This is a genomic window from Flavobacterium sp. WC2509, from assembly GCF_052683105.1.
Genome location: NZ_JBQZFG010000001.1, coordinates 1393577 through 1418531 on the forward strand (window position 1 = coordinate 1393577; position 24955 = coordinate 1418531).

Annotated in this window: 23 protein-coding genes; all 23 read right to left on the reverse strand. The window is 30.4% G+C overall.

Annotated elements, in window-relative coordinates; genetic code table 11:
* Window positions 1–2 precede the first annotated feature (2 nt).
* Complete coding sequence (locus ACUN3A_RS05800; protein ID WP_445550388.1) at window positions 3–1541, reverse strand: glycosyltransferase family 2 protein; 1539 nt, start codon at window positions 1539–1541, stop codon at window positions 3–5.
* Window positions 1538–2686 carry a glycosyltransferase family 4 protein gene (locus tag ACUN3A_RS05805; protein ID WP_445550389.1) on the reverse strand — a complete coding sequence of 383 codons (1149 nt, stop codon included), beginning with the start codon at window positions 2684–2686 and terminating at the stop codon, window positions 1538–1540. Before ACUN3A_RS05805 ends, ACUN3A_RS05800 begins: the two co-directional genes overlap by 4 nt.
* 36 nt (window positions 2687–2722) lie before the next feature.
* Window positions 2723–3604, reverse strand: coding sequence for a hypothetical protein (locus ACUN3A_RS05810; protein ID WP_445550390.1), 882 nt, complete (start codon window positions 3602–3604; stop codon window positions 2723–2725).
* A 236-nt stretch (window positions 3605–3840) separates the two neighbouring features.
* Entirely contained in the window at window positions 3841–4233 is a 393-nt protein-coding gene (locus ACUN3A_RS05815) for an endonuclease domain-containing protein (protein WP_445550391.1), read from the reverse strand.
* A 199-nt stretch (window positions 4234–4432) separates the two neighbouring features.
* Window positions 4433–5866: an MBOAT family O-acyltransferase gene (locus tag ACUN3A_RS05820; protein ID WP_445550392.1), complete on the reverse strand. Its 1434-nt coding sequence runs from the start codon at window positions 5864–5866 to the stop codon at window positions 4433–4435.
* A 353-nt stretch (window positions 5867–6219) separates the two neighbouring features.
* On the reverse strand, window positions 6220–7320 hold the full coding sequence (locus tag ACUN3A_RS05825; RefSeq protein WP_445550393.1) for a glycosyltransferase family 4 protein: 1101 nt from the start codon (window positions 7318–7320) through the stop codon (window positions 6220–6222).
* Window positions 7317–8381 carry an acyltransferase family protein gene (locus ACUN3A_RS05830; protein ID WP_445550394.1) on the reverse strand — a complete coding sequence of 355 codons (1065 nt, stop codon included), beginning with the start codon at window positions 8379–8381 and terminating at the stop codon, window positions 7317–7319. The genes ACUN3A_RS05825 and ACUN3A_RS05830 overlap by 4 nt, the downstream gene beginning before the upstream one ends.
* Before the next feature lie 27 nt (window positions 8382–8408).
* Window positions 8409–9803, reverse strand: a complete 1395-nt coding sequence (locus ACUN3A_RS05835; protein ID WP_445550395.1) for a hypothetical protein — start codon at window positions 9801–9803, stop codon at window positions 8409–8411.
* Entirely contained in the window at window positions 9800–10627 is an 828-nt protein-coding gene (locus ACUN3A_RS05840) for a hypothetical protein (RefSeq protein ID WP_445550396.1), read from the reverse strand. Before ACUN3A_RS05840 ends, ACUN3A_RS05835 begins: the two co-directional genes overlap by 4 nt.
* Window positions 10628–11566 carry a polysaccharide deacetylase family protein gene (locus ACUN3A_RS05845; RefSeq protein ID WP_445550397.1) on the reverse strand — a complete coding sequence of 313 codons (939 nt, stop codon included), beginning with the start codon at window positions 11564–11566 and terminating at the stop codon, window positions 10628–10630.
* Window positions 11566–13275 (reverse strand): asparagine synthase (glutamine-hydrolyzing), encoded by a 1710-nt coding sequence (gene asnB / locus ACUN3A_RS05850; RefSeq protein ID WP_445550398.1) that lies wholly within the window; start codon window positions 13273–13275, stop codon window positions 11566–11568. Before asnB ends, ACUN3A_RS05845 begins: the two co-directional genes overlap by 1 nt.
* The gene (locus tag ACUN3A_RS05855) at window positions 13275–13973 is read right to left on the reverse strand and encodes an acylneuraminate cytidylyltransferase family protein (protein ID WP_445550399.1); all 699 of its coding nucleotides are present in this window, start codon (window positions 13971–13973) and stop codon (window positions 13275–13277) included. The genes asnB and ACUN3A_RS05855 overlap by 1 nt, the downstream gene beginning before the upstream one ends.
* Window positions 13974–13976: 3 nt before the next feature.
* Window positions 13977–14963 carry a glycosyltransferase family A protein gene (locus ACUN3A_RS05860; RefSeq protein WP_445550400.1) on the reverse strand — a complete coding sequence of 329 codons (987 nt, stop codon included), beginning with the start codon at window positions 14961–14963 and terminating at the stop codon, window positions 13977–13979.
* A gap of 63 nt (window positions 14964–15026) precedes the next feature.
* Entirely contained in the window at window positions 15027–15893 is an 867-nt protein-coding gene (locus tag ACUN3A_RS05865) for an FkbM family methyltransferase (RefSeq protein ID WP_445550401.1), read from the reverse strand.
* Window position 15894: 1 nt separating this feature from the next.
* Entirely contained in the window at window positions 15895–17052 is a 1158-nt protein-coding gene (neuC, locus tag ACUN3A_RS05870) for a UDP-N-acetylglucosamine 2-epimerase (RefSeq protein ID WP_445550402.1), read from the reverse strand.
* A 68-nt stretch (window positions 17053–17120) separates the two neighbouring features.
* The gene (locus ACUN3A_RS05875) at window positions 17121–18137 is read right to left on the reverse strand and encodes an N-acetylneuraminate synthase family protein (RefSeq protein WP_445550403.1); all 1017 of its coding nucleotides are present in this window, start codon (window positions 18135–18137) and stop codon (window positions 17121–17123) included.
* Window positions 18138–18168: 31 nt separating this feature from the next.
* The gene (locus ACUN3A_RS05880; RefSeq protein WP_445550404.1) at window positions 18169–19080 is read right to left on the reverse strand and encodes a glycosyltransferase family 2 protein; all 912 of its coding nucleotides are present in this window, start codon (window positions 19078–19080) and stop codon (window positions 18169–18171) included.
* Window positions 19081–19082: 2 nt separating this feature from the next.
* Window positions 19083–20330: a UDP-glycosyltransferase gene (locus ACUN3A_RS05885; protein WP_445550405.1), complete on the reverse strand. Its 1248-nt coding sequence runs from the start codon at window positions 20328–20330 to the stop codon at window positions 19083–19085.
* A 1-nt stretch (window position 20331) separates the two neighbouring features.
* The gene (wecB, locus tag ACUN3A_RS05890; protein WP_445550406.1) at window positions 20332–21438 is read right to left on the reverse strand and encodes a non-hydrolyzing UDP-N-acetylglucosamine 2-epimerase; all 1107 of its coding nucleotides are present in this window, start codon (window positions 21436–21438) and stop codon (window positions 20332–20334) included.
* The gene (locus tag ACUN3A_RS05895; RefSeq protein WP_445550407.1) at window positions 21435–22364 is read right to left on the reverse strand and encodes a glycosyltransferase family 2 protein; all 930 of its coding nucleotides are present in this window, start codon (window positions 22362–22364) and stop codon (window positions 21435–21437) included. Before ACUN3A_RS05895 ends, wecB begins: the two co-directional genes overlap by 4 nt.
* A gap of 2 nt (window positions 22365–22366) precedes the next feature.
* Window positions 22367–23182 (reverse strand): hypothetical protein, encoded by an 816-nt coding sequence (locus ACUN3A_RS05900; protein ID WP_445550408.1) that lies wholly within the window; start codon window positions 23180–23182, stop codon window positions 22367–22369.
* A gap of 5 nt (window positions 23183–23187) precedes the next feature.
* Window positions 23188–24018, reverse strand: coding sequence for a glycosyltransferase family A protein (locus tag ACUN3A_RS05905; RefSeq protein ID WP_445550409.1), 831 nt, complete (start codon window positions 24016–24018; stop codon window positions 23188–23190).
* A gap of 10 nt (window positions 24019–24028) precedes the next feature.
* On the reverse strand, window positions 24029–24952 hold the full coding sequence (locus ACUN3A_RS05910; protein WP_445550410.1) for a glycosyltransferase family 2 protein: 924 nt from the start codon (window positions 24950–24952) through the stop codon (window positions 24029–24031).
* Window positions 24953–24955 lie beyond the last annotated feature (3 nt).

A 24955-nucleotide genomic window follows, 5' to 3' on the forward strand; every position in this document is an offset into this window, starting at 1 on the left:
CCCTAATTAGTTCTTTTTCCTAAAGCCAATAAGTTTTTGGCATAAAACAAGGATTTTTTAAATTGAATGTTTTTATATGGAATCCGAATCAATCGGTATAAAAAAGAGGTTTTTTTCCCTTTAAAAAGATATAGAAAAAAATGCTTTTTCTTATATTCAATAACTTGTTGAGGCGTAAAATGTTTAACAATCCCATACATCACCGTGGGACTAGGAACAGGTTTAATTTTTTTTACTGGAACGTCTAACTCCCATGGTTGTGCCTTTCTTTTTTTACCAGTAACTTTAGCCTGTAATCCCCAAAAACGATAGCCACCTAATGGAGGTTTAAGATGCAGATTTACAGAAAAAGGATTGTGCAATACCGTAACTCCTATTTTTGACAAAGACAAACCAAAATCGCTGTCTTCACCGTAACCCCCATCAAAATTAACATCGTTCCCAACCAACTGTTCAACAAATTCTCTTTTTACACAGGAATTGGCATTACTAAACATTTGGGTACAGCCAGCAATCCATCTTTTATCACCAATTCTTTCTAATTTATTTTCTAAATCCTGTAAATCCTGCTTTTGATGATCGGCACGAATATCCAATCCATTACAAGCTCCAGCATTATTTGTCTGCAAAAATCGAATATGATTTTCTATAAAATCCGATGGAATTCGGATATCATCATCCCCAAAAACAATATAATCTCCTGTACATAAATCAATTGCTTCATTTCTTGCCCGACAACTCCCTTTGGATTCCTGCCATTTTACGATTAATTCAAATGGGTAATCTTTTGGATTATACAAACTCTCATCACGATCATTCACAGGAGTTGCATCAACTACGACTACTTGATTAACTTGATAATTTTGTTTTACTAAATCAGCTAATAATTGCAAAGTATAATCTTGGCGAAACATCGTTGGAATAATATAACTTACTGTTGGATTACCCTCAATAGGTTGCAATTCCTTTGGTTGTAGCACCGGCTTTGCTGAAGTTTTCTTGAATTTATTTTTAGTATAAAAAAAAGCGTCCCATTCGGTATATTTCCAAAAACCTTGTCGATAAATCATAAATAACGCATGATCTAACTTGAAATTTTTTACGAAAAAAGTATAGCGATCTCTAGCGGAGATATTTATTTTTTCAATTTCAGTAGTTGCAAATAAATGGTTCACATACAATGAAACTGCTCCCGAATTACGTACCGCATTGTAACCAAAATCTAGCGCCTGTAACTGAAGATTTCCATATTCATTATCAAAACCTTTTAATGTTTCCCAAACCGATTTTCTAAGAGCAAATGCATTGGGATTAATTCTCCAGCTTACACATTCTTTTAAATTATCAAAATCATTGATGTACCAAAAGAAAACAGCAGTTTGATACACTAATTCTGGAAAGGCATTTTTATAACCTTGTTCAAAAGAACTGTGCCAAATATCTCCTGCTCCATTCGAAAGCTGTTCTAATTTGTCGAAATCTGGATTTCCATTATATAAAATAATCTCACCTGAATTCGTTTTATATTCTTTTAATATCATCTGTTTGAGAGTTGTTTATAAAATGCCAAACTTTGTTGTGCCACGACCAAAATACTGAACTTTTGAATCACTTTTTCTCTAGCCAAAATTCCAAATTGCTGACGCTTTTGAGCATTGGAAAGCAATATATTAATTTTAGAAGCATATACTGCATGACTTTTAGGATTAACCAAAAAACCATTAACTTCATCATCAATTACATCGGTTGCCCAGCCTATGTTTGATGCTACAATCGCTTTTTGCATTGCCATAGCCTCTATCCAAGAAACGGGTAACGCTTCCGCAAAAGAAGGAAACACACAAACCGATGATTCACTAATATACTTTTGAATATCCTGATAAGGCACGCTTCCTAAATAACTAACATTAGTCAAGGCTTTTTCTGAAAATAACGATTGCATCATTACCCAAGTAGAAGGCGAACCCGAAATAATATCTGGTACATCTTTGCCTACTAAAACTAATTTTGCTGACGGGTTAAGCTGTATCAATTCATTAAATATCAAAGGAAGTTCTAATAATCCTTTTTTCCGAATCAAACTTCCAAAATACAAAACAGTATTAGGTACTTCCTGAATTGTTTTATCTGTTCCAAAAGAAGTAATATCTATTGAATTGGGGATAATGGTAAATTGCTTTTGCAAATCAAAAACCCGATTCGTTTCCTCTGCTGTAAACTGACTTACCGAAAGCAAAGCATCTGCATTTTGCAAGGCTCTTTTTTCATGAAATTTATTATTCCATTTCACCTTCCGCTGATCTAGATTACAAAAATAAGTATCAGAGCCATTTAGCCTTATAACAATTGGGCATTTTTTTGGCTGAATAAAAGAGGTGATTCCAGTCCAATCTGGTGCTTCTACCAAATCTATTGCTGCATTAGCATACAATTGATTGATGATTTTTTCTATTTTTTTTCGTGTAAAAAACCAAGACAATCCCTTAACTTTTACATTTCGGATTTGCTGGATTACAACGCCGTCATCCTCAAAAATATTTTCTTCCTTTTGACCATAAACCAATACACGAACTTGACAACCTTCCTCCAAAAGTCCTTTAGCTAAATTCTTGATACTCGTACCAATTCCTCCTGAATTTCCAGTTCTGGTATGTGGGTACTCTGGAGTTAAAAAAGCTATTTTCATTAGGTTTTAGTTATTTGTAAATGGAAGGCCTTCGAATTATTTATTAAAAAAATCTTTTAAAATTCGAGCAGTAAATAATCTTGCTCCTGTATCATTCATGTGTCCACAAGAGGAAAAATATTGATCTTCTTTAACCACATTTTCATAATTATGGATTTCGGGATAGGCTTTTTTTACTTTATCAAAATAATTCATTCCAACTACATTTTCACACATTGGTGTCATAACTACAATTAAATTGATATTATTTGTTTTGCAAATCTTTTTGATTCCCTCATAATATTTATTATGTGGCAATGGATTTAGATTCACAATATTGTTTTTCATATTTCCTTTTTTATGTTTTTTTAAAGGATAATAACCTGCATTTTCTAAATTGCTAGTTCTTTCCTTAAGAGCTGTTTTGATAGTCTCTCTAAATCCAATCTGAGGATCAAATTTAATGTAACGATAAAATGGGATATAGTATAAAGAATTAAAATCTTCTTCTGTTGAAAAATGCTCTTCAATAATTTTGGAATCATGCAAATACGGTAAAAACTTCGAAGAAATTCCATCGGCTCGATGTTCATTAGACAAATTCAAATCGGCTTCAAGGACTACATTTTTAATTTTATAATGGCGCTCAATCATCAATTTTAATAACAAATCGGCTTCGAACAAATGTCCCCCACTCATTCCAAAATTAAAGGTTTTTAAACCTCTATCTTCAAACATTTGAGACACAAAATGATTATTGGCTCTGGATGAACCCAAAATAACTACGTCATAATTTCTAGGTTTTGAGTTGTACACATAATCTATTTTCCCTCTATTGTTCGATTGCAGATAGATAGCTGTATATATAAAATCCAACACAACTGCAATTCCTATTGCTAGGATTAATGTTTTTAAAATAAATAATAAAAGTTTTTGCATTAAAATCGTATTCTGTTTTTTATTTATATTTCTTTTTTCTTTCGCCAACTCCAAAGGGTAAAAAAGAGACAACATCTTCCATTTCAGATCATCGCTTCATTTTCGGATCCCTTTAGACTCGGGGTAAAACCGAGATCTTTAATTACTCATTTTGGCTCCCTTAAGGACTGGAGTAAAACCTAAGATCTTCAATTCCTCATTTTTGGCTCCCTTTAGGGCTGGGGTAAAACAAAAATCTAAGATACTGTCTTAATAAACTCTTTAATTCTATCTATAACTTCTGATAATTTTAACAATACTTCCTCATTTGTGAATCGAATTACTTTTAATCCTTGAAATTCAATATCACTTGTTCTTTTATTATCCAAAAGCTGTTGTTCTTCAACCAAATGATAATCACCATCAACCTCAATTACTAACTTTAGAGCATGGCAGTAAAAATCAGCGACATAAATACTAAGAGGATGTTGCCTTCTAAACTTATATCCCTCTATCTGATTATCTTTTACTGCTAACCATAGCTTTTCCTCAGCCTCTGTTGGATTCTCTCTTAATTTTTTTGCATTTGAAAAAATCTGTGGAGATGCACCTTTCCACATATCATCTGGTTTAAGCGGATTCTGATCCATAGCATATTAAATAGTTTTAATTCAAAAATCTATAGCCCCATTTTCGGCTCTCATTACGGTCAGAGCAAAACCTAATTCCCTAATTTTCGGCTCCCTTTAGGGCCGGGACAAAACGAAAATCATCATCACTTTCAAATAAATTACCCATTTTCGGCTCCCTTTAGGGTCGGGGCAAAACGAAAATATCCCTCTTCCTTCATTAAAACTGAAAATAGATAAATTCTTTATAATCTGAATAAGTTCCAAGTGCAATAATAGCAGCCAAACACAAACTCAATTTTAGATAAGAATATTTTCCTGAAATGGGTTCTATCTTTGTTCGGTTATTCCACTCTACTAAAACAAACAAAACAACCATAATTAACAACTCATAATTGTATCTCTCGTTGGAAAGGTATTGCGATGCAAATTCACCATTAACAAAGATTCTCTTCAAATATAATACAGCATCTGTTATTGTTTTGGCTCTAAAAAATACCCAGGCTACACAGGAAAGTAAAAAAGTTAGCACAATATTAAGTCGAACTTTAATCGATTCTAAATTCCAACTCAAGTCAGCACTTTCAATATTATTTCTGTTTTTCTTCAACAATAATAAGGGTAAAAAATATACGGCATTAATAAACCCCCAAGCCAGATAAGTCCAATTAGCACCATGCCAAAAACCACTTACTACAAAAATGATAAAAGTATTTCTGATTTTCATCCAGATACCACCTTTGCTTCCTCCTAAAGGAATATATAAATAGTCTTTAAACCAAGAAGATAACGAAATGTGCCAGCGACGCCAAAACTCAGCAATATCTCTAGAGAAATAGGGATAATTAAAATTCCTTAGCAAATCAATTCCAAACAATTTAGACATTCCCAATGCCATATCCGAATAACCTGAAAAATCTCCATAAATCTGAAACGCAAAATAAACGGCTCCCAAAATTAGTGACAAGGAATTCATACCATTATAATTATCAAAAATAGCGTTGGCATAAGTCGCACAAGTATCTGCAATAACTACTTTTTTAAGCAATCCCCAGATTAATTGATAAATTCCTTCTTTTGCCATCTTATAATCAAACGTTCGCTTCACTTTTACTTGAGGCAATAAATGAGTAGCTCTTTCGATAGGACCCGCTACCAGCAACGGAAAATAACTAACAAATAAGGAGTAATCAACAAAATTATATTCTGCTTTGATACGCTTGTAATAAATATCAATGACATAAGATAAGCCGTGGAAAGTATAAAATGAAATCCCAACAGGCAGAACTATATCCAACAAAAAGGGACTTGCCTTGAAGCCTACTCCTGTGAGTAATTCAGCAAACGAATTGGCGAAAAAGTTATAATATTTAAACACACCTAAAAAACCCAGATTGACTGAAATACTCAGCCAAAACCAAAATTTTCGGCTTTTCTCTGTCTGGCTTTTTTCAATTCTAATACCTGTATAATAATCTAAAAAGGTGGAAAAAACCAACAGAAACAAAAAACGCCAATCCCAACAAGAATAAAAATAATAACTCGCAATAATCAATACCGCATTTTGAGTACTCTTATTTTTATTGAAAACAAACCAATAGAGAAGAAATACAATTGGCAAAAAAATAGCGAAAGCTAAAGAATTAAAAAACATAAATTAAGGTAAGGGAATTGGAATGCAAATTTAAGATTAATTATGGATTAGCAAGGCAAAATGTTGGTCAACCATTTGTTCTAAAGAAAATGATTTTCAATAAATATCTATAACAATTTCTTCTTTCATAGTTTCTACTAAAACCCGTTTTATTTATTGTGGACATGAAGGCTTTAAAAAATCATGTCCCCTTTTGCTCTGTCTCAGTCACATTTGAATATTATCTAGAGCATGACATTATTGATAACATAGTCTCTCTACAAAAGCAGATTATCTAAGTTCTTAGCACTCTAACTTGCAAATCTAACTTTACTTTTTTGGTATCTGAATATTTGGGAGTTAAAAATATACTTTTATTTTTTTAATTGATTTTCAATAATCTTGATATATTCTTCTACCATTTTATTTAAAGAAAAATTATTAATTGCACGCTGATAAAGTTCTTCAGCAATGAAATTGTATTTTTCTTTATTAAAATAATAATCTTTAATTAATTCTACTAATTGAGAACTATTTCCTGCTTGAAATAAAATATTTTCATTACCTAAAACCTCTGGAATGGCTCCTATATTAGAACCAAACACAACTTTTCTCATTAACATTGCCTCAGCAACAGTATATCCAAAGCCTTCTTTCCATAATGACGGAATAATAACTATGTCAGTTTGATTAAAAAAATGCGATTGATTGGTTATATTCCCTACGAACTTAAAAGAATCACTCGATAATTCCCTCATTGCCTGAGCTATTAATTCATTTTTGAAAACACCATCTCCTGCTATTGTCAAATAAAATGGAATATTATTTTCTTCCAAATTTTTACAGGCTGAAATGACAGTTTGAAATCCTTTTTCAGGAATTAAATGCCCAATACAAAAAATGGAAAGCACCTCTGAGTTAACTTTGACTTTTTCTTCAATTTTAAAATTATCAAGAGGTAAGCCATTATAAACTACCTCTATTTTATTTTTCCAAAAAAAACCACTTTCTTTTATAATCGACTTTTTTACAAAATCTGAAATCGCAATTATTTTGTCTATTTTATTATAAAATAATAATCCTTTAATTTTTCTTTTAAATCTATAAAGCCAAGTTTTTCCATAATAGGATCTTGACATTTGATCGACAAAAAGACAAGGAATTTGGAGTTGTTTTTTTATGTTTCTGGGAGTTGTAGATTGATAATCCATAAAAATACCTATAAAAAGATCTAAATCCTTTATGTCTTTCAGCCAAGAAACCATAGATTTTGTAAAATCTGTATTTTTATCAACTAAGTCAAAATTTAAATTTTTCTCCTGATAATGTTCCTGTCTGCCTCCATTTTGAAAAAGCCATAAGATTTCATAATTTCTCAATTTCAATTGTTTATCTAATTCCCAATAAAAATAATCCATACCACCAATGCGATTTGGATTCAATGCATAATTACATACAATGGCTATCTTAATCATTTTGTCCATTTTAACAAATATTTTTTTAATTGCATACTAATAGTTGGCTCTATTTTTTGGGTATAAAAATCACTTATAAAAAACATTAAAATCCCCATCAATACAGGAGCAATAAAACTATAAGGATAAAACGAAGAAACAATATTATGTTTCCAAACGCTTCCAATATTATCATGAATCAAATACAAAAAATAAGACGAAATCCCTATTCTTAAAATCCATTTATTTTCAAAAAAAACCAAATATTTGGGATAAAAAATAAAGCAGAGAAACAAACCAAACATTATAGATGAAGCTATTAATTCAATTAGAGAAAACCCTAAATTAACGAATACAAAAAGAATCAAAATCAAAGTTATTTTTAACTTCACATTTTTATTACTTTGATACAAGAAATAAAAAACAGAACCAGATACAAAATAAGGTAGATACTTTATAAGATTAAATAAATTGAAAATCTTTTGAATTACTGGAATCGAATAAAAATTGAAATACATTATTATCTGAAAACTAAATAAATAAAGCAAACTGATTACAGCAAAATTTCGTTTGATTTTTTTTTTACTAAAAAAATAAATTGTACTTGAATATAAATAAAACTGAATCTCAGGCCAAAGACTCCAGTAATCACTATTTAAATAACTATAACAATTATCACAATCCATAACCCAATTAAAAAAATTAGGAGGCAAAAAAGTCAGACTTATAATTAAATTACTTAAATGACCACTATCTTTAAACATTTGATTATGATCGAAATACAAAAGAAATACAAAAGTAAAGACAGAAGCAATAAAGACAGAAGGAAAAAGGCGAATGAATCTTTTTTTCCAAAATAATTTAAAACTAACTGTATTTTCTAGGGTATAAAAAATAACAAAACCACTAATCATAAAGAAAAAAGGAACTCCTTTAAATCCATAATGAAAATAATCCCCTCCAAAATAGGGAAATTTTGAATCATTTCTAAGATAAAAATAATGAAATAAAATAACTGATACAATCGCAATTGCTCTAAAACCATCTAAAATTGCTATTCTGTTTGTATTAGTTTTATCCATAGATTCTTTATTGATTGATTGTAATAATTATTCAGCTATACTTCTCAATACTATAGCAATTCTTGCTGAAGTACCTTCAAGTGGTTTTCCTATTTGTAGTTGAATTAATTGCTTTCTGTTATTAGCATCAGCATCAGGATTTTCTATATATAAATTTATTGCTTCAATTAATTCCTGTTCATTCTTGACAATTGTAGTTGCCTTAGAATCCACAACATTTTTTATATGCGGATATTGTAAAAACCGTTGGTCGTCATAAAGTCCATTTGCTGCATTCCCAAATACTGGATTTATCACAGGTTTATCAAATTGTATAAAATCTAAACTCATGGTGGACAACATATTGATATTCAAATCCGAATATTCTAATATGCCTCTCAAATCAGTAACATCTTCTTTTGAAGGAATACGTTGTGACCATTCTTCTTGATGCCCTGTTCGTGCCAAATGCCATTTGGGATAATTCCATTTTACAAATCGAAATTTTGCTACAAAACTTTCAAAACGAATAGGGTCCTCAGCAGGAGAAGTTCGAACTAATAAATTTACATTCTGAATTTTATTTTCTTGAATAGCTTGCGCAATAGTAGTAATGTACAATTCATCATTTTTACTGGTTGAAATATCTCCACAGCTAAAACAAATCGTTTTTTTGGAAAGATCTAAATTAAATCGAGTAAAGAAATCATTCTTCACTGTTTTATATCTTTCTAAAGCATACGGCTCAAATTGTGGAGTTCCTACTACTGCTACATTTTGTGATTGTACTTTTTTATAAAATTGAAGCAATTCTTTTTTCATCAAATCACTCCAAACCAAATAATAACCAAAATTGGCAGCCATTCTTCCCTTAGAAGCTAAATTATCCCAGCTAAAAATAAAAGATGCTGTTTTAACTTTCAATTGCTCAGCCTGATAAACCAATGGCGCAATAAATGGTGGTCGTTGATGTGTAAAAAACAAAATGTCAAATTTTTCCTTTTCGAAAATAGCCTTATAGCCTTTTACATTTGAGTTATTTTTAAAAGAAAGTTGTTGCAATTTATTATAAAACTGGATATGGCTTTCTGAATAAAATAATGACGTCCATTTAAAAATGAATCGGGTTGCATACCCTCTTGGAGTTTTTGATTTCGATTTATTTGTATTTAAATTATCTGTAATTCCAAAATTGTTCTTTTTATGCAATTGAAGATGCGCAATTTCCTTGGTTTTTCTAAAAAACCAAGTTGGAAATTTTTCTTGAAAAACAGCAAGCTCAATTACTCTTGATTTTTGTAAAAAACCTCCATAAACAGACCCAGGTAAACACGATAAAATGACAACCTCATCAAATTGCTTTTCTGCTTCTGACAAGAAATCACTTAGAATGTAATTCCGAAATCCAACGCCATCTGTTATTACTATTCCTAGTTTTTTCATTTTATTCTTTCTTCTTTCTTCTTTATCCTCAAACGTCTCATAATTCTTCTAATCCATTTACTAACTTTTGCTGACAAGTAATACCATTTATCTTTAAAAACAACAGGATTAACTTCAATATTACTTTCAAAATTTAATAAATCAAAAATGGCATTTATACGTTTGGTGTGTTTCTCATTTGTTCCATAAGCCCTCGCGAACCAGGTATGATGCAACAAAATTTTATTTTCAAAATAAACTGTATTCGAAATTTGATCCTCTTCAAAAGGATGATTGGAATCTAAAAAAAGGAAACGTTTATTATTTCTTCGGAGCCAAAGGTAAAAAACATAATAAGGTTCATATAAACTTTTGACATCATACATTCCTTTTAGCCCTTTTATATCATCATCAAATTCATTATCTAACACAAAATCATTCTTTACCAGCTGTTTTTTATCCCAATTTGATTCAATCTCTTTAAAATTAATAATCGAAAAAAAAGTATTAATAAGGAATGGATTGTAGTTTCTATGGGACAATAAACCACCGTCACGAACACCGCAAACAGTATAGTTTCCCTTTTTCATTTTTTGAATAATTTCAGAAACTAACTCCGAGTTTTGAAATAAAACATCTTCATCTGCCATTACCAACCATTCAATGCCTTTTCCTCTCAGCTTTTTCATCATATAAAAAATACTCTGAAGTCCATGCATGCCATTGGTACCATCAATAACATACTTCTTAGTATTCTTAGGAAAAAGTTGTGCACTTTTTCGATACAATTCAAAGTTAATTACTGTTGAAAGAATAGCTGTTTTTGAATCATTAATTGAACTCATTTACCAATCAAATTTTTTCAAACATTTAACCAATTTTTCTCCTTCAATATTTGGCATTAAAATTCTGTTTATTTTTTTTGAGTGCTTGTTTTTTATATTTGAATAATAATCATTTGCGAGAAGAAATCCTTCTAAATTTAATTCCTCGGTAATTTTCAAAGTATATGTATTATAAGAACCGTTTGGTAAAGCCAAATATTTAATTATCTTAGTAGTGAATTCTTTCAATTTTTCAATAGAAAAAGATATTTCTTGTTTCTGTACATCATAACTTAAAGCCCCCAAAGAATAATGATTATGAGTATGAATTCCTAATGTAATTAATGGATGTTCCGAGAGTAATTTCAGTTCTGAATCAGCTAGCGAACGATATTCTTCACGAGGATAAAATGATATTTTATTTATTTTTTCAAATTCTAAAAACCATTTTTCTTTGTCTTCATTTCGCATTTTATGAACATAACCTGTAATATACTTATAGGAACTATTTGACTTTGAAATTTTGTCACTTTGATCTGGTAAATAAAAAGATTCCTGACAATTAGAATAATCAAAAACTAATCTATCCCACCAAAATTCATTTTTTGTATTGATATTTAATGTAGTTATAAAAATAGTTGCAGGGATCTGATACTTTTCTAATAGTGGTAAAGCATTTATAATATTATCTGCATAACCATCATCAAAAGTAATTACCACTCCAGTTTTTTTTAAAGAAGTCCAATTTTCTTCTAGTCTCAATATTTGAAAATGTTTTTTAAAATACAACAGCTGTTTTTCAAAATTCTCAGGACTAACCGTTAAACCTGTTAATTGTTCGCCAACTTCATCATTGATCCTATGATACATCAATACCAAAACGGGTCTACCAATTAGAAGTCTATTTTTTACTTTTAACAAAGTAAAGTAAAGTTTTTTAAGTAAATGATAAAAACTCATTATTCGAATCTTTTAAACATTCCACAAAAACTGATACACTGCCAAATATGAAAGCTAGACTGAATATTGCCTGCATAGTAACTTTTTAATTCAGCTTTTAGACCTTTCTTATCAAACCAATTTATATAGACTGAGCTTTCTAATTCTGTAAAACATTCGTTTACCCATTCTTTCAAATCACTTGCTAGCCATTCTCGTTGAGGGGTCTGCAAAGGTCTTTTGGGTGCAAAAACCAAATCATTTGCCAAATATTCTGAAGCAATTTCCCTTAAGATAAACTTAGAAATCCCATTTTTTATTTTAAAATCCAACGGTAAGGAAAAGGCAAATTCTACTAAACGATAATCTAAAAAAGGTTCTCTTAGTTCTGTTGAAAATGCCATCGAAATTCGATCATTAAATCGTAACGCACGAGGGATTTTGATATAAAATAAATCACGATATTGCTTATTTAAGACTTCATCTTCAAAAGGTTTTGGATATGAAGGCTTTTCAGCTTTAGCAAAAAAAGAATCTGAAAGCATTTCGATTTTGTATGGAGAATCCTGAACGCCCTGAATCGTGGCATCATTATTCTGCATATAATAATCATATCCTGCCCATTGTTCATCCATACCTTGTCCATCCAAAAGTACTAAGACTTTATCTTTTTGAGCCTGCTGAAAGATTTTGGCATACGCCAAAGTGGGAATGCCTCCAAAAGGTTCATCTTGTTGCCAAGCTATTTTTTGCTCCAAAGTTGGAATTTCATTAGTTTGAAGAAGAACTTTTGTCAAAGGGTTATTAGTATTGGCAATCATTTTTTCCACCCAAGGCAGTTCATCATAATCTGAATTATTGGTATAAAAAGTATAAGCGTTAATTTTTGAATTGTCTTCCTGAAGATTAACCAAAGCCAATAAAACAGAGCTGTCTAATCCACCGCTAACATTAAACCCAACAGAAACATCTGCTCTAAAACGTAAATTGATACTATCTTTTAAAAGAGCTACATAATGTTCTTTGGCTTGTTCAAAAGTTACATTTTTAGGTTGTTTTTCTACTTCTTCTTTAAAACAATACCATTTTTTTATCGTCAGATTTTTGCTTTCATATTCCAAAAAATGACCTCCTGCCAATTGCATAATATCCATCCAAAAAGTTTCTTCAGGCATTCCATAAGAACCGAATGCAAAATAAGATGCCCATACTTTTTCATTAGGCTCTTTCTTAATTCCAGCAGTATGCAAAGCTTTTATTTCTGACGAAAAATAAAAAGTATTATTGAATCGACTATAATAAAAAGGCTTTACTCCAAATCGATCTCTGGCTGCAAATAGTTTTTTTTCCTGATTATCCCAAATAGCAAAGGCAAACATTCCATTGAATTTTTCTAAACAAGATTTTCCGTAAACAATAAATGCCGCCAATAAAACTTCAGTATCTGATTCTGTTTTGAAGTTATATTGATTTTGAAGAGCCTCCTTTATTTCTATATAATTATAGATTTCTCCATTAAAAACCAAAACATAACGTCCTGAATTATCTATAAAAGGCTGATTGGATTGTTCTGACAAATCAATAATAGCCAAACGATTGTGTCCTAAAGCTGCATATTCGGCATCAAAATATTTTCCTGTTGCATCAGGTCCGCGATGGTGCTGACTAACGAGCATCGCATCTAATTGAAATTCGTTATAATCACCAATGATTCCTGCAATACCACACATTATTTTAACTTATTTTGAATCATTTTTTCAGCTTTTTCCCAATCTTGCAAGGTATCAATATTGGCATAGAATTCAGGGGTTGATTCGATAAAAGCAGTACTTTTTCCATACAACGAATATTCTTCTAAAAGAACTTTTGTCTTAGTAATATAAATACTTCCATCTCTGTGGTAAGCCGTTGGAAGTTCTTGTCTGCGACTAATAATCTGATCTTCACCAGTAGCAATTTTCAAATTTCCTGCAGCATTTACTTCAAATGTCCAATGCGGATTGTATTCGTGTGGCACTTTCAGAACAGAAACTAATGAATCTGTATCTTGCTCTATAAAATTTTCAATGGCTTTATCCAAAAACTCAACTGTTCTAAACGGGCTTGTTACTTGCAAAAGACAAACAGCATCAAAGAAAATATTTTGATTTTCATACCATTGCAAAGCATGAATAATTACATCAATAGTTGGAGTATTATCCTGTGCCAATGTCATTGGCCTAACAAACGGCACTTTTATACCTAAGTTTTTTGCTACCTCTATAATTTGTTCATCTTCGGTTGAGATAATAACTTCCGTCAGACGTTGAGACTGTAAAGCGATTTCAGAAGTATAGGCCAATAATGGCTTTCCGTTTAATAATTTAATATTTTTACCTGGAACTCCTTTAGATCCACCACGGGCTGGGATTATAGCTAAAATACTCATCAATTATTTATAAAATTGTTTAAAACTTTTTTTTATAATTTTTTTTTGCAGTCCAAAGTATTTATTAAAAAACCAACTATAATGCAAATCAATTGATTTTGTGTCTAAGCCGCTTCTAATATCAAGTTGAGATTTTTTATTGTTTTTTTGAATATCAATCATCCAGTCTTCTAATTTATTTCCCATATGATAAGCATAATTATGATACGTAGATAATCGAAGTTTATTTGCTTTATCAATTGAAAAATCAATATAATCATTTTCAGAAGTTCCTCCAACTAGTGTCAACGAAGGATTTGTTGGAACTGTTTCAAATAAGATATCTCGATTGATTGTTAATACCTGATGTCCGCTTCCAATATTTGCTTTACAGTTATTACTTTCAACCACATTCCATTTATTATCTTCCTTAATTTCTAAATCCCAATTTATACTTTCTAAGTACCGATTATAAGCCTTAAAATTTTCGGGAATTGGCATAGACTTAAATTTTATTCTACGCAATAGAATTTTTTTCAAAACTGAAGAAGTAGCAAAATACAGCCCTTCTCTAACAGGAATAGGTGAAACTGAACCTACATTAGAGAAATTAAAGAAAATTTCCTCAACCTTTTCTTGCCAATCTGTTGTAAAAAGAATATCTGCATCTGTAAGTGTAATGTATTTTTCTCTCGTACCTCTTGCTGCGCCAATTAATGCATCAATTTTTCCAATATTTGTATTGTGAGATATTAAATTATCTATTTTTTTTTCTTCCAAATAACGATAGAGAAAACTACACACTTTTTCATGCGATCCATTATTAACAACAGTAATTGCAGCCTCAGAATTTATAGTTGAACTCAAAGAGTCTAAACAAGTTTTAAATACCTCAAATGAATGTTCATAAAATCCTTCCTCATTTGGTATATATACAACTACAATTATTCTGTGATGAGTTGTTAATGTAATTTTTCTTTCACTCTTTTGAGGATTTGAACCTATTCTCATTCTTTACTTATATTTTAAACCTTTTATCCATAATTTTATATAGAGTTTCCCTTGAAAATTTAATTAACATTTGTAATGATTCAAAATATGCTTTTTAGCATCAATTCCTTTTACAAATATATAATCTGCACTACCTTTAAAACCATCAACTTTGTGAAGATTATTATTGTCGCTTATTTTGTATATACATTCAAACTTATTTTCTATTAAATTGTTTGTAATAACTTCACAATTTAAAAAACCATTATTCTCTTGTAAAAGTTCAATTATTAAAATAATATTTTCAGTTTGATAAAAAACAGATTTAGCCCCATCTATAGCTTCCTTTTCATAACCTTCAACATCAATTTTTATAATTAATTTTTCAAATTTAATATTCTCCTTAAATGAATCTAAAGTTGTTAATGGGATATTTATTTTTTTATTACTCCCTTCGAAATTTAATTTTAATGAATGCTTTCCTTTATTCCATCCTTCATTAATATTTAAAGTTTTGTTAATAGAAAAATCCCCTAACCCCATTTTAAATGGTCTTATGTTTAAATATTTATTTAAAACAATGTTTTCAACGAAATTTTGATAATTATTAGGCTCTGGTTCAAATGAATAAATCTCAATAGTAGGATTTGAACTTGCTGCAGTTAATGAATGTAGTCCTATATTCGCTCCTATATCAATAAAATTATATCCCTTCAAAGTATATGACTTTATAAGCTCTAAAACCATTACTTCATTATAACTATTAAAAACAACGTCAATTTCAAATGCAGTTTTTACTCCAGCTTTAACTTTAAAATCATTAAAAGCTATTTCAATTTTGTCATCACCAATTATTTTTTTTATTAAATTTCTTAAAAAATTACTTCTTTTAAAATTTATATAAAAAAATAGAAATAATCTTATAATATGTTTTTTAATTAGAATTTTCATCTTAATACATTATAGTTTTATGGAATCGCAAAGGCAATTCGACCAGCAATTCAGCAATTTGTACGCCTGCTTTTCCATTTCCATAAATAGAGGATGAAATAGTTTTTCCTTTTTGTACAGAAGCTACAATCGCAGCTTCTATTTGTTCTTGCGAATAATCTACATCGACACTATTTCCACCTCTGTCCCTTCTATTTTGACGCGAACCAATATTAATTACTGGAACTCCCAAAAAGGCACATTCCCGTATCCCGACGCTGGAATTTCCTACCAAGCAATCACTATGTTTCAACAATTCTAGGAAATCTTTACCTTCCATGTTTTTAAAAAAATGAACATTCGGCAACTGATGCTGCTCTCTAAAAGCACGAATTCCCGTTGAAGTTCCGTCTGCTCCCGCATCTACGTTAGGCCAAAACCAAAGTGTAGGTTTGTTTAATTTATAAATTGCTTCAAGTGTCGCCTCTATATGTTTTCTGGAATCCTTATATTCGGTAGTTACTGGATGCTGCATAACAACCAAATAACCTTGAGACAAATCTGGTTTTGCTCCCACTCCACCATATTTTTCATATGGGTCAAATGGTAGTGTTTTACTATTTATTATTGCTGAAGCTAAATCAATAGAAGGACAACCTGTATTAAAAACCATCGTCGGATCTTCTCCTAATTTTATCACTCTTTCTTTAGCACTCTCCGAAGCTACAAAATGATAATCAGATAATTTTGTGATAGCGTGACGAACTTTTTCATCAATATTTCCGGTAACTTCTCCTCCTTGAATGTGTGCCAAGGGAATATTCATATAAGAAGCTGCGATAGCAGTTGCCATTGTTTCAAATCTATCGGCAACAGTTACAACAATATCTGGCTTTAGATTATCAAAAACTGTAGATAATTCTAAAATACCTATTCCAGTTGTTTTTGCAGCTGCTGTCAAATTCTCTCCTTCCAGTACATTAAATACTTTGGCTGCAATGATAAAACCATCTTTTTCGATATAATTCACAGCAGAACCATATCGATCTAACAAAGCCGAAGCGGCTACTATCAACTGCAATTCCAAATCAGGATGTTTGTCTATTGCCTGTAAAACCGTTTTGACACGACTGTATGAAGGACGAGCCGTGATGACTACAGCAATTTTTCTTTTTTGCATTTTGAATTTATTATACTTGGGTTAAATGTAGGTAAAAATGAGAAAACGGAAAAGTTATTAAAAACAGATTATAACAAGTCTGTATTATTTAAAAAATCCCATTGTTTTAAATCTCTATTCAGCGTTTTTCCAATTATTTCTTGAAAACGATATGCCTCTATTCCGAAACCTTTTGGTTTTTTTGATTCCAAATCATCAAAAGTCAAAACATGATTTTTAGGTAAATCTTTGTTGACCGCCAATGACTTTTCAAAAATTTGTTTCAGCGGAGAAAAATCGTCTGTATTGTTTTTATCGATGGGATTTGACAATGCTGCTGCTATATTTCGAACGCTAATTACCAAATCTATACTTTCTGAAATAGTTAAAGAAGATTTTGAATCTGGTCCAAAAATCTGCCTATCAAAAACAACATGGAATTCTAGAATACTTGCTCCCAAAGCAGTTGCAGCTATACAGGTTTCAATTTTTGCCGAATGATCTGAAAAACCAACAGGCACATTATAGCGATTTTTCAATTCCTTAATTACATTCAAGCCATATTGTTCTGGTTGTGTAGGATATGCGGTAGTACATTGTAAAATAGAAAAATCGACATTTCTTTTTCTCAAAAAATCTATAGTTTTGTCTAATTCTTCATAAGAACTCATTCCTGAAGATAAAATCACAGGTTTTCCTGTTTGAGCGATTTTTTCCAAAATCAAAAAATTATTCACTTCACCTGAGCCTATTTTGTATTGTTTTACTCCAATTTCTTCCAGCCAATCAACAGCCATATTACTAAATGGTGAACAGATAAAATCTAATCCAGCTTCATCACAATGTTTTTTAATTCCTTTCCATTGATCTAAAGTAAACCCCATACGTTTCCAATAATCAAATCTTGTTTTGTCCTCCAATGAAAACTTTACACGAAAAGGTTCATGTTCACTGCTTTCTGCCTCAGCAATATGCATTTGAAATTTCACAGCATCAACTCCTGTTTGTGCAAGGACATCAATATAAGAATGTAAAATTCCTAAACTGCCATCGTGTGCCTGGCCAATTTCAGCAATTATATAAGGAGATATATTTTTCAATGCCATATGTGAATTATTTTCTTGATGCGAAACAAAGTTACTTATCTTCTTGTCGCCAATACAATTTTGTTTCTTCTAATTTTTGATAAGTCTTATATTCTTCTTTTGATAAGCGGTTTGCATTTTTAATAATTTTCGGAATTGAAAACAACAAATCAAACAATGATAGAACAATTGCTTTTAAGGCTTTAAAATCTCCTTTAAAAACTTTCAATTTAAATTGCATCCAAATAGAATATGCTATCTTTCTGGGAATTTTAGCAATTGGATAAAACAAAAAATAAAGATACCATCCTGATCGCAAAGATCTGCGCAAACGTAAACTGTAATCCTTATCTTTTTTCCGGTCTTTAATACTTACTCGATGATTAACCAAAACTTCCGGCAAATAATACACCTCCCACTTTTTTTTGAACAATTGATAAGATGCAAAATCTTCTTCACCATAAAATACAAACCAAGCAGGATACTCAGGAACATCTCGCCAAGCCGACATTCGCCAAACATTTGCTCCACCAGCAAAACTTTTCATACGATGTGAAACTTCATCACATTGTGTTATTTTAGGTTCTTCTAAACCCCAAAAAATTCTAAAACTAAACAATCCAATTTTTGGATTCTGGCTAAAAGCTTTCTCAATAATTCCTAAGGGATTATGAGTAATAAAATGCAAATCGTCATCTATTGAAAGGGCAAATTCAGCATTTGTTAAACTCATTAATCGATTTCGACTGAATATTAAACCTCTACTTTTTTTATTTTCAATTAATCGAATTTCTGGATAATTTGATTGTAAAAACACTACTGTATCATCTGTAGAACCATCATCACAAATAATACATTCAACATCTTCTCTAAGTAACAAATGCTGAATTTTAACCAAAGTAAATTCTAAATCAGATTTACGGTTTTTGGTGGTAATGAGGATGGAGAATGTTGGATTTATCATTATTAATTGTTGCTATTCTTCAAATTCACAATTACCTTTTTCAGATAATCAACGGATAAATAGTCTGCCAAATCTTGTCTATTCAATTTCAAATCATTAGGATTTTGGTTCCATAATTGATAAAATTTTTCAATAATATCTGCGATTTTAGTAACCTCATCTACTTCTGCCCAATACGGATATTCACTACCCAATAATCGTCTTACCTCACTATAATAAGGAGCTAAAGACAATATTGGTTTATTAGCATCTATACAATGTGGAAACTTCGCAGGAAGAAAAGGGCTAATCTCCGCTTTTGACTCCAAAATGACATTCACCGAAGTATTTTTTTGAAGGTTATAAACGATATCAAAAGCCACATTTCCATTATAAATATAAATTTCAGGAGTATCACTTTCCCATTCTTTAAGCATTGCTACATGATAAGAAGCGTTGCCTAATAAAATTAATTTTGAATCTTTTTTTGCTTCTGGGTTTTTATTCAAAAACAATTTAAAACCCTCTATCAAACCTTCAGGAGACCTTTCTTTCATCAAATTACCTGCATGCAATAAATTGAATTTTGTAGTATCAAAATAATCTGGAAAATCATTATTCTGCAAATTATACGCTGCATTTTGATGAGGAATAATCACTCCCGTTTTTAAAAAATCAGGAAAATAACTCGACATCCACTCCAACAACAATTGACTTGGGAAAGCACTATACTTTGCTTTTTCAGAAACTTGGGTGAAGAATTTTTCCTTTTGTTTATAACTAGATTCTACCCAATTATAAGGTCTGGGGTAAAAATGAAATGGATAAGGATCATGGACATAAGTCATCCATTTAGTATGAAACTGAGGCATTTTTAGAAGCGCATAATGAGGTCTAAAACTTGCTCCTTTACTTAAAGTCAATACTAAATCAGCATTGAAATTACAATTGTTTAATGCTTTCTCTATACTCTTAACATCATTAAAAAAAGTAAAAGAAAAACCTAATATTCTCTCAAAAAATGGAACTGTATTTATGCCCGTATTTCGCTGTAAAACCCTTTGAAAACGACTCAAAAAATAGAAAGGGCTGTATTTTATTTCAGAAATAGAAAAACAAGTTATTCCTTCCAACTGAATAGGTTTCCGAGTATAATGATAAACCAAAACCTCAAAACCTGCTGCAATCAAATTCTTAATAAATGCAACATTAGCTTTAGAGCCACTGCTATCTTCTATATTTATGGAATCAACTACTACTAGTATCTTCATTTTACTGCTGTTTTAATAAGTAATCTGTAATTTGTTTGGATGCATTACCATTTCCATACGGATTCTCAGGATTTTTAAAACCCGTGAAATTATCTAAAATACTTTGAATGTTATTTACAATTATAGTACGATCTGTTCCTACCAAAGTTGAAAATCCAGCTACTACTCCCTCTGGTCTTTCAGAAACGGTTCGAGTAACTAAAACGGGTTTTCCTAATGATGGTGCTTCCTCTTGAATACCTCCTGAATCAGTAACTATCAAAAATGATTGCTGCATCAACCAAACAAAAGCAGGATATGACACCGGAGATAGCAATAGAATATTTTTTTTATTAGATAACAATTCATAGACAACTTCTTTTACATTCGGATTCAAATGAACAGGGTATACAATAATTACATCATCACGATGAGAGATTGTTAACAAGGCTTCACAAAGGTTTTTCATTCCTTCACCAAAATTCTCTCGGCGATGACCTGTTACTAATACAATCTTTTTGTTCAATGGAATTGTATTTTTTAATTCTTCAATCTCGGGAAGTTTATACTTTTCATTTCCAATTTTAGCAAGCGTCCAAAACAAGGCATCAATAACCGTGTTTCCAGTTTCAACAATTGCATTGTCAGCTATTCCCTCGTTTAACAAGTTTTGAGCAGCTTGTTTTGTTGGTGTAAAATGAATATCGACAATTCGGCTAGAAATTTGACGATTGACTTCTTCTGGGAATGGGGCTTGCTTATTATATGTTCGTAATCCAGCCTCTATATGCCCAACTTTTATACCCAAATGAAATGCTGCCAAAGCCACCATCGCTGAAGTTGTAGTATCTCCATGTACCAAAACTAAATCAGGTTTTTCTGTTGACAAAACGGCATCCATCTTCGAGAGAATCCTAGCGCTAAGATCATTCAAGCTTTGATTGGCTTGCATCAAATCAAGATCATAATCTGGAATTATTTCAAAGAAATCCAGAACCTGATCTAACATCACTCGATGTTGTGCCGTAACACATACTTTCATATCAAAATTACTTTGTTGTAATTCGTGATAAAGTGGTGCCATTTTTATAGCTTCTGGGCGAGTACCAAAACACAGAAGGATTTTCATTTTTTAAACCTTTTTTTTATTTTGTAAATAGGCAGTCGTAAAGAATAAGATTTGTAAAAAGAAACCCATTTTAATTTTTGCAAAATATTCAAGTCCAAGATTTCGATTATTCTATTATACAAATCAAATTCTTTAAAACCTACAGAATTGGTTATAAAATATCGAATCAATGTTTCGTTAAGCAAATGCTTGTCTTTAAGATTTTGTAAAACTAAAACAATTGCATCTGCCTGTGAAGCTCTACGAATAGGGTTATTTGTAAAAAACTCGCCTGTATTTGAATTTGGATGTTTTCTATTAAAATACAAAATTGAGTCTATTATGATTCCTTTAAAATTCTCAGAAATAATACGACTATAACATTCCCATTCTTCAGCGTAAAGTAGATTTTCATTGAACCTAATTTCTCTAAAACACTTACTTTTCCACATTACAGTACAAGAAGCAAGTCCAATTTTTTGAGTGATGACTTTCTCAATATTATCTTTAGCCAAACTTTTTTCTATAACTAATACAGTTTGATGTTTCTTAATTGAAGGACTTACTCCGTTAAAAGATAACTTTTGATAATGGCAAAAATCTAAACTTTCATTATCAAGAGACTCCAAACAAATTTTTAAATTATCAGCATGGACAATATCATCATCATCAAAAAAAATTATATAATCGCCTTTTGCTATATCAAGTCCGTAATTTCTGCATCCTGGCAATCCTTTTGTATAACCATCAGGACGCTTTAAAAAAGTAAACCTAGAATTTTGCTCTAAAATAGGAGTAATAACCTCTAAAGTATTATCGGTTCCTCCGTCATCAATAATTAAACATTCCCAATCTTGATATGTTTGATTTTGAATCGAAGACAAAGTTTCCTGAATAAAATGGCTTCTATTATAAGTTGCCATAATTATAGTTACTTTGAGTATCATAACTATTTAAAAAAAAAATTAGAAACTCTATTATAAAACTTTTTAAGTTTTTTCTTAATCGAAAAAGAATGGTTTTTCAAATATATTATTTTTCTTTCATTAAATTCTTTCAAAAAAACTCCCTTTTTTATCACCTCATTTATCCTATCAGTATTCTTAGTATCTATCCCGTAGGTCCTTGCATACCATGTATGATATAATACTATATCCGTATTTAATCCAAATACAGTTGTCGTTTCTAAATCATTTTCAAAACCACTGGTTGTTGCGTTTAAAAATTTAAAACTTATATTTTTTCTTCTTAACCAGATAAAAAAACAATAATAGTTTTCGAATAAAGACGATGTGGAATAATTAAATTTTAAATCTTCTAAATTCTCATTAAATTCATTTTCCACCAGATAATTATGCTTAATAAACTCTTTTTCATCATAAAAAGAGTTTATTTTTTCAAAGTCCAAAATACAAAAAAAAGGATTTATTAAATAAGGGTTTTTACCTCTCCAAGACAATATACCTCCATCTCGTATTCCCGCAACACCATATTTTTTTTCTTCCATCTCCTTTATAATAGAAAAAATACTTCCAGTATTCATAAAAATTACATCTTCATCAGCCATAATAATCCATTTAATTTTTTTGGACCGCAATTTTTTAAACATAAATTTAATACTGTTTAAACCAAATAAACCATCTGAACCATCAATTACAAAAAGCTTGATATTAACTGGAAAAAAAGCCACTGTCTTTTTAAAGAGTTCCATGTTACTGACAGTCGTAATAATTGCAATGGTTTCTTTATTCAAATTTTGACCCATGCAATTCATTTTAACAGAGATTTAATTATTCTAAATGGTTTTAAAATAGTCATCCCAATTCTATACTCAATCCTTCGTAGGTTTTTCAATTTTTCGGTTTCTTCTCGTTCGATTCTTGACAACATAAAAGTTACAAATGAATGAAAATGAATCTTATATAATTCTTGATGTTTTAGATAAATATATTCCAACAATTCATATTTCTTACTATTAGCAATAGTTGTTGTTGAATTATTTTTTTTTCTATAATTATACAAAGGTTCTTGAATTACTTTTGTATAACCTCCATTTTTTAATAATCTAATAAAAAATTCCCAATCTTCAAATCCTTTTCTCATGCTCTCATCATACCCCCCCGAATTTACCCAATCAGATTTTTTGAACAATGATGTACCTAGTGCATTATTAGCACCTAAAAAATCAGAAATTTCACCTCCCTGTGTCTTATAAACAGATGAAGTACCATCTTCCAAAAGTAAGTTTGCAAAACAACTTACTATTTTCACCTCATCATCATTTAAAAAAAATAAAATTGCCTTTTCACAAAAAGTTAATTCAAAATAATCATCGCTGTCTAATACTAGAATATAATTTCCTTTCGAAGCTTTAATACCTACATTTCTCGCTTTACTTTGCCCTTGATTTTCTTGGGTAATAAGTTTTGTTATTTTGGGTTCCAACCTTTTTAAAACTTCTTTAGTTTTTGCATTTGAACCATCATCAACAACAATAACTTCTTTATTAACATACGTTTGATTTAATGCAGAATTTACAGCTTGTTCCACATATTGCCAATCATTATAACATGGAATTATTATTGATATTAAACTTTGCATAAAATATTATTTATTCAAGATATTTTTCCCCTTTTTGTCTATTAAACAAAACTTTTGCTTCTAAATCTTCTTTAGCTAATAAATTTGCTTTAGTCCAATTAACTTTAAAATCAAATAAATCAAATTTTATTATACTTATTATACTTCGTTTCAAAAAAAAATATTTCAGCTTACTAACATTCTTGTAATTGTCATTATTAACATTACTATAGCTAATTCTAAAATTGTTTAAAAATTTAGCATAATATCTTTCACTGCCTTTTATTACAGCCTTAGTATTATTATTTTCACTATCGTGTTTTATACAAACTGTTGGAACGATTCCTATTTGAAAATTATGATATAAAACTCTTTGACAATAATTATCATCTTCACCGTATAAAAAAAAGGCAGAATCAAATCCTCCAACATTTTCTAATACAGTTTTAGGAATTAACCAAGCTGCAGCATTAATCATTGGCAAGTTATAAATATCTTTTTTAATTTTATTCAAAACAAAATCTGACACAAACCTACGCCCCGAAGATTTACTTATATAATAACAAAAACTTTCATCCAGTTCGGTAGCATTCCCATTAGTATGTATAGGGCTTAAGATGCCATACTCTATATTTTCCTGAGATACTTTTATCAATTTTTCAATTGTATCTTTTTCAATAAAAGCATCTTGATTCAATAAAAAAACATAGTCTGAAGATTCTTTCAAGGCCAATGAGATACCAATATTATTGGCTCTGCCAAAACCTAAATTTTCTTTTTGATCAATAAGAGACACTTGAGGGAAGTTTGATTTTATAAATTCAGCTGTACCATCTGTACTGCAATTATCAACCACAATTATTGAAATAGGAATCGAAGAATTCAAAACACTATTTAAACAATCTTTAATCCATTTCATCCCATTATAAGTTACTATAATTACAGATGTTCTCATGTT

What these genes read in the sequence shown, in the direction of transcription:
- ACUN3A_RS05800 (WP_445550388.1), bottom strand. Translation starts at nt 1,541, where the DNA reads ATGATATTAAAAGAATATAAAACGAATTCAGGTGAGATTATTTTATAT.
- ACUN3A_RS05805 (WP_445550389.1), bottom strand. Translation starts at nt 2,686, where the DNA reads ATGAAAATAGCTTTTTTAACTCCAGAGTACCCACATACCAGAACTGGA.
- ACUN3A_RS05810 (WP_445550390.1), bottom strand. Translation starts at nt 3,604, where the DNA reads ATGCAAAAACTTTTATTATTTATTTTAAAAACATTAATCCTAGCAATA.
- ACUN3A_RS05815 (WP_445550391.1), bottom strand. Translation starts at nt 4,233, where the DNA reads ATGGATCAGAATCCGCTTAAACCAGATGATATGTGGAAAGGTGCATCT.
- ACUN3A_RS05820 (WP_445550392.1), bottom strand. Translation starts at nt 5,866, where the DNA reads ATGTTTTTTAATTCTTTAGCTTTCGCTATTTTTTTGCCAATTGTATTT.
- ACUN3A_RS05825 (WP_445550393.1), bottom strand. Translation starts at nt 7,320, where the DNA reads ATGATTAAGATAGCCATTGTATGTAATTATGCATTGAATCCAAATCGC.
- ACUN3A_RS05830 (WP_445550394.1), bottom strand. Translation starts at nt 8,381, where the DNA reads ATGGATAAAACTAATACAAACAGAATAGCAATTTTAGATGGTTTTAGA.
- ACUN3A_RS05835 (WP_445550395.1), bottom strand. Translation starts at nt 9,803, where the DNA reads ATGAAAAAACTAGGAATAGTAATAACAGATGGCGTTGGATTTCGGAAT.
- ACUN3A_RS05840 (WP_445550396.1), bottom strand. Translation starts at nt 10,627, where the DNA reads ATGAGTTCAATTAATGATTCAAAAACAGCTATTCTTTCAACAGTAATT.
- ACUN3A_RS05845 (WP_445550397.1), bottom strand. Translation starts at nt 11,566, where the DNA reads ATGAGTTTTTATCATTTACTTAAAAAACTTTACTTTACTTTGTTAAAA.
- asnB (WP_445550398.1), bottom strand. Translation starts at nt 13,275, where the DNA reads ATGTGTGGTATTGCAGGAATCATTGGTGATTATAACGAATTTCAATTA.
- ACUN3A_RS05855 (WP_445550399.1), bottom strand. Translation starts at nt 13,973, where the DNA reads ATGAGTATTTTAGCTATAATCCCAGCCCGTGGTGGATCTAAAGGAGTT.
- ACUN3A_RS05860 (WP_445550400.1), bottom strand. Translation starts at nt 14,963, where the DNA reads ATGAGAATAGGTTCAAATCCTCAAAAGAGTGAAAGAAAAATTACATTA.
- ACUN3A_RS05865 (WP_445550401.1), bottom strand. Translation starts at nt 15,893, where the DNA reads ATGAAAATTCTAATTAAAAAACATATTATAAGATTATTTCTATTTTTT.
- neuC (WP_445550402.1), bottom strand. Translation starts at nt 17,052, where the DNA reads ATGCAAAAAAGAAAAATTGCTGTAGTCATCACGGCTCGTCCTTCATAC.
- ACUN3A_RS05875 (WP_445550403.1), bottom strand. Translation starts at nt 18,137, where the DNA reads ATGGCATTGAAAAATATATCTCCTTATATAATTGCTGAAATTGGCCAG.
- ACUN3A_RS05880 (WP_445550404.1), bottom strand. Translation starts at nt 19,080, where the DNA reads ATGATAAATCCAACATTCTCCATCCTCATTACCACCAAAAACCGTAAA.
- ACUN3A_RS05885 (WP_445550405.1), bottom strand. Translation starts at nt 20,330, where the DNA reads ATGAAGATACTAGTAGTAGTTGATTCCATAAATATAGAAGATAGCAGT.
- wecB (WP_445550406.1), bottom strand. Translation starts at nt 21,438, where the DNA reads ATGAAAATCCTTCTGTGTTTTGGTACTCGCCCAGAAGCTATAAAAATG.
- ACUN3A_RS05895 (WP_445550407.1), bottom strand. Translation starts at nt 22,364, where the DNA reads ATGATACTCAAAGTAACTATAATTATGGCAACTTATAATAGAAGCCAT.
- ACUN3A_RS05900 (WP_445550408.1), bottom strand. Translation starts at nt 23,182, where the DNA reads ATGGGTCAAAATTTGAATAAAGAAACCATTGCAATTATTACGACTGTC.
- ACUN3A_RS05905 (WP_445550409.1), bottom strand. Translation starts at nt 24,018, where the DNA reads ATGCAAAGTTTAATATCAATAATAATTCCATGTTATAATGATTGGCAA.
- ACUN3A_RS05910 (WP_445550410.1), bottom strand. Translation starts at nt 24,952, where the DNA reads ATGAGAACATCTGTAATTATAGTAACTTATAATGGGATGAAATGGATT.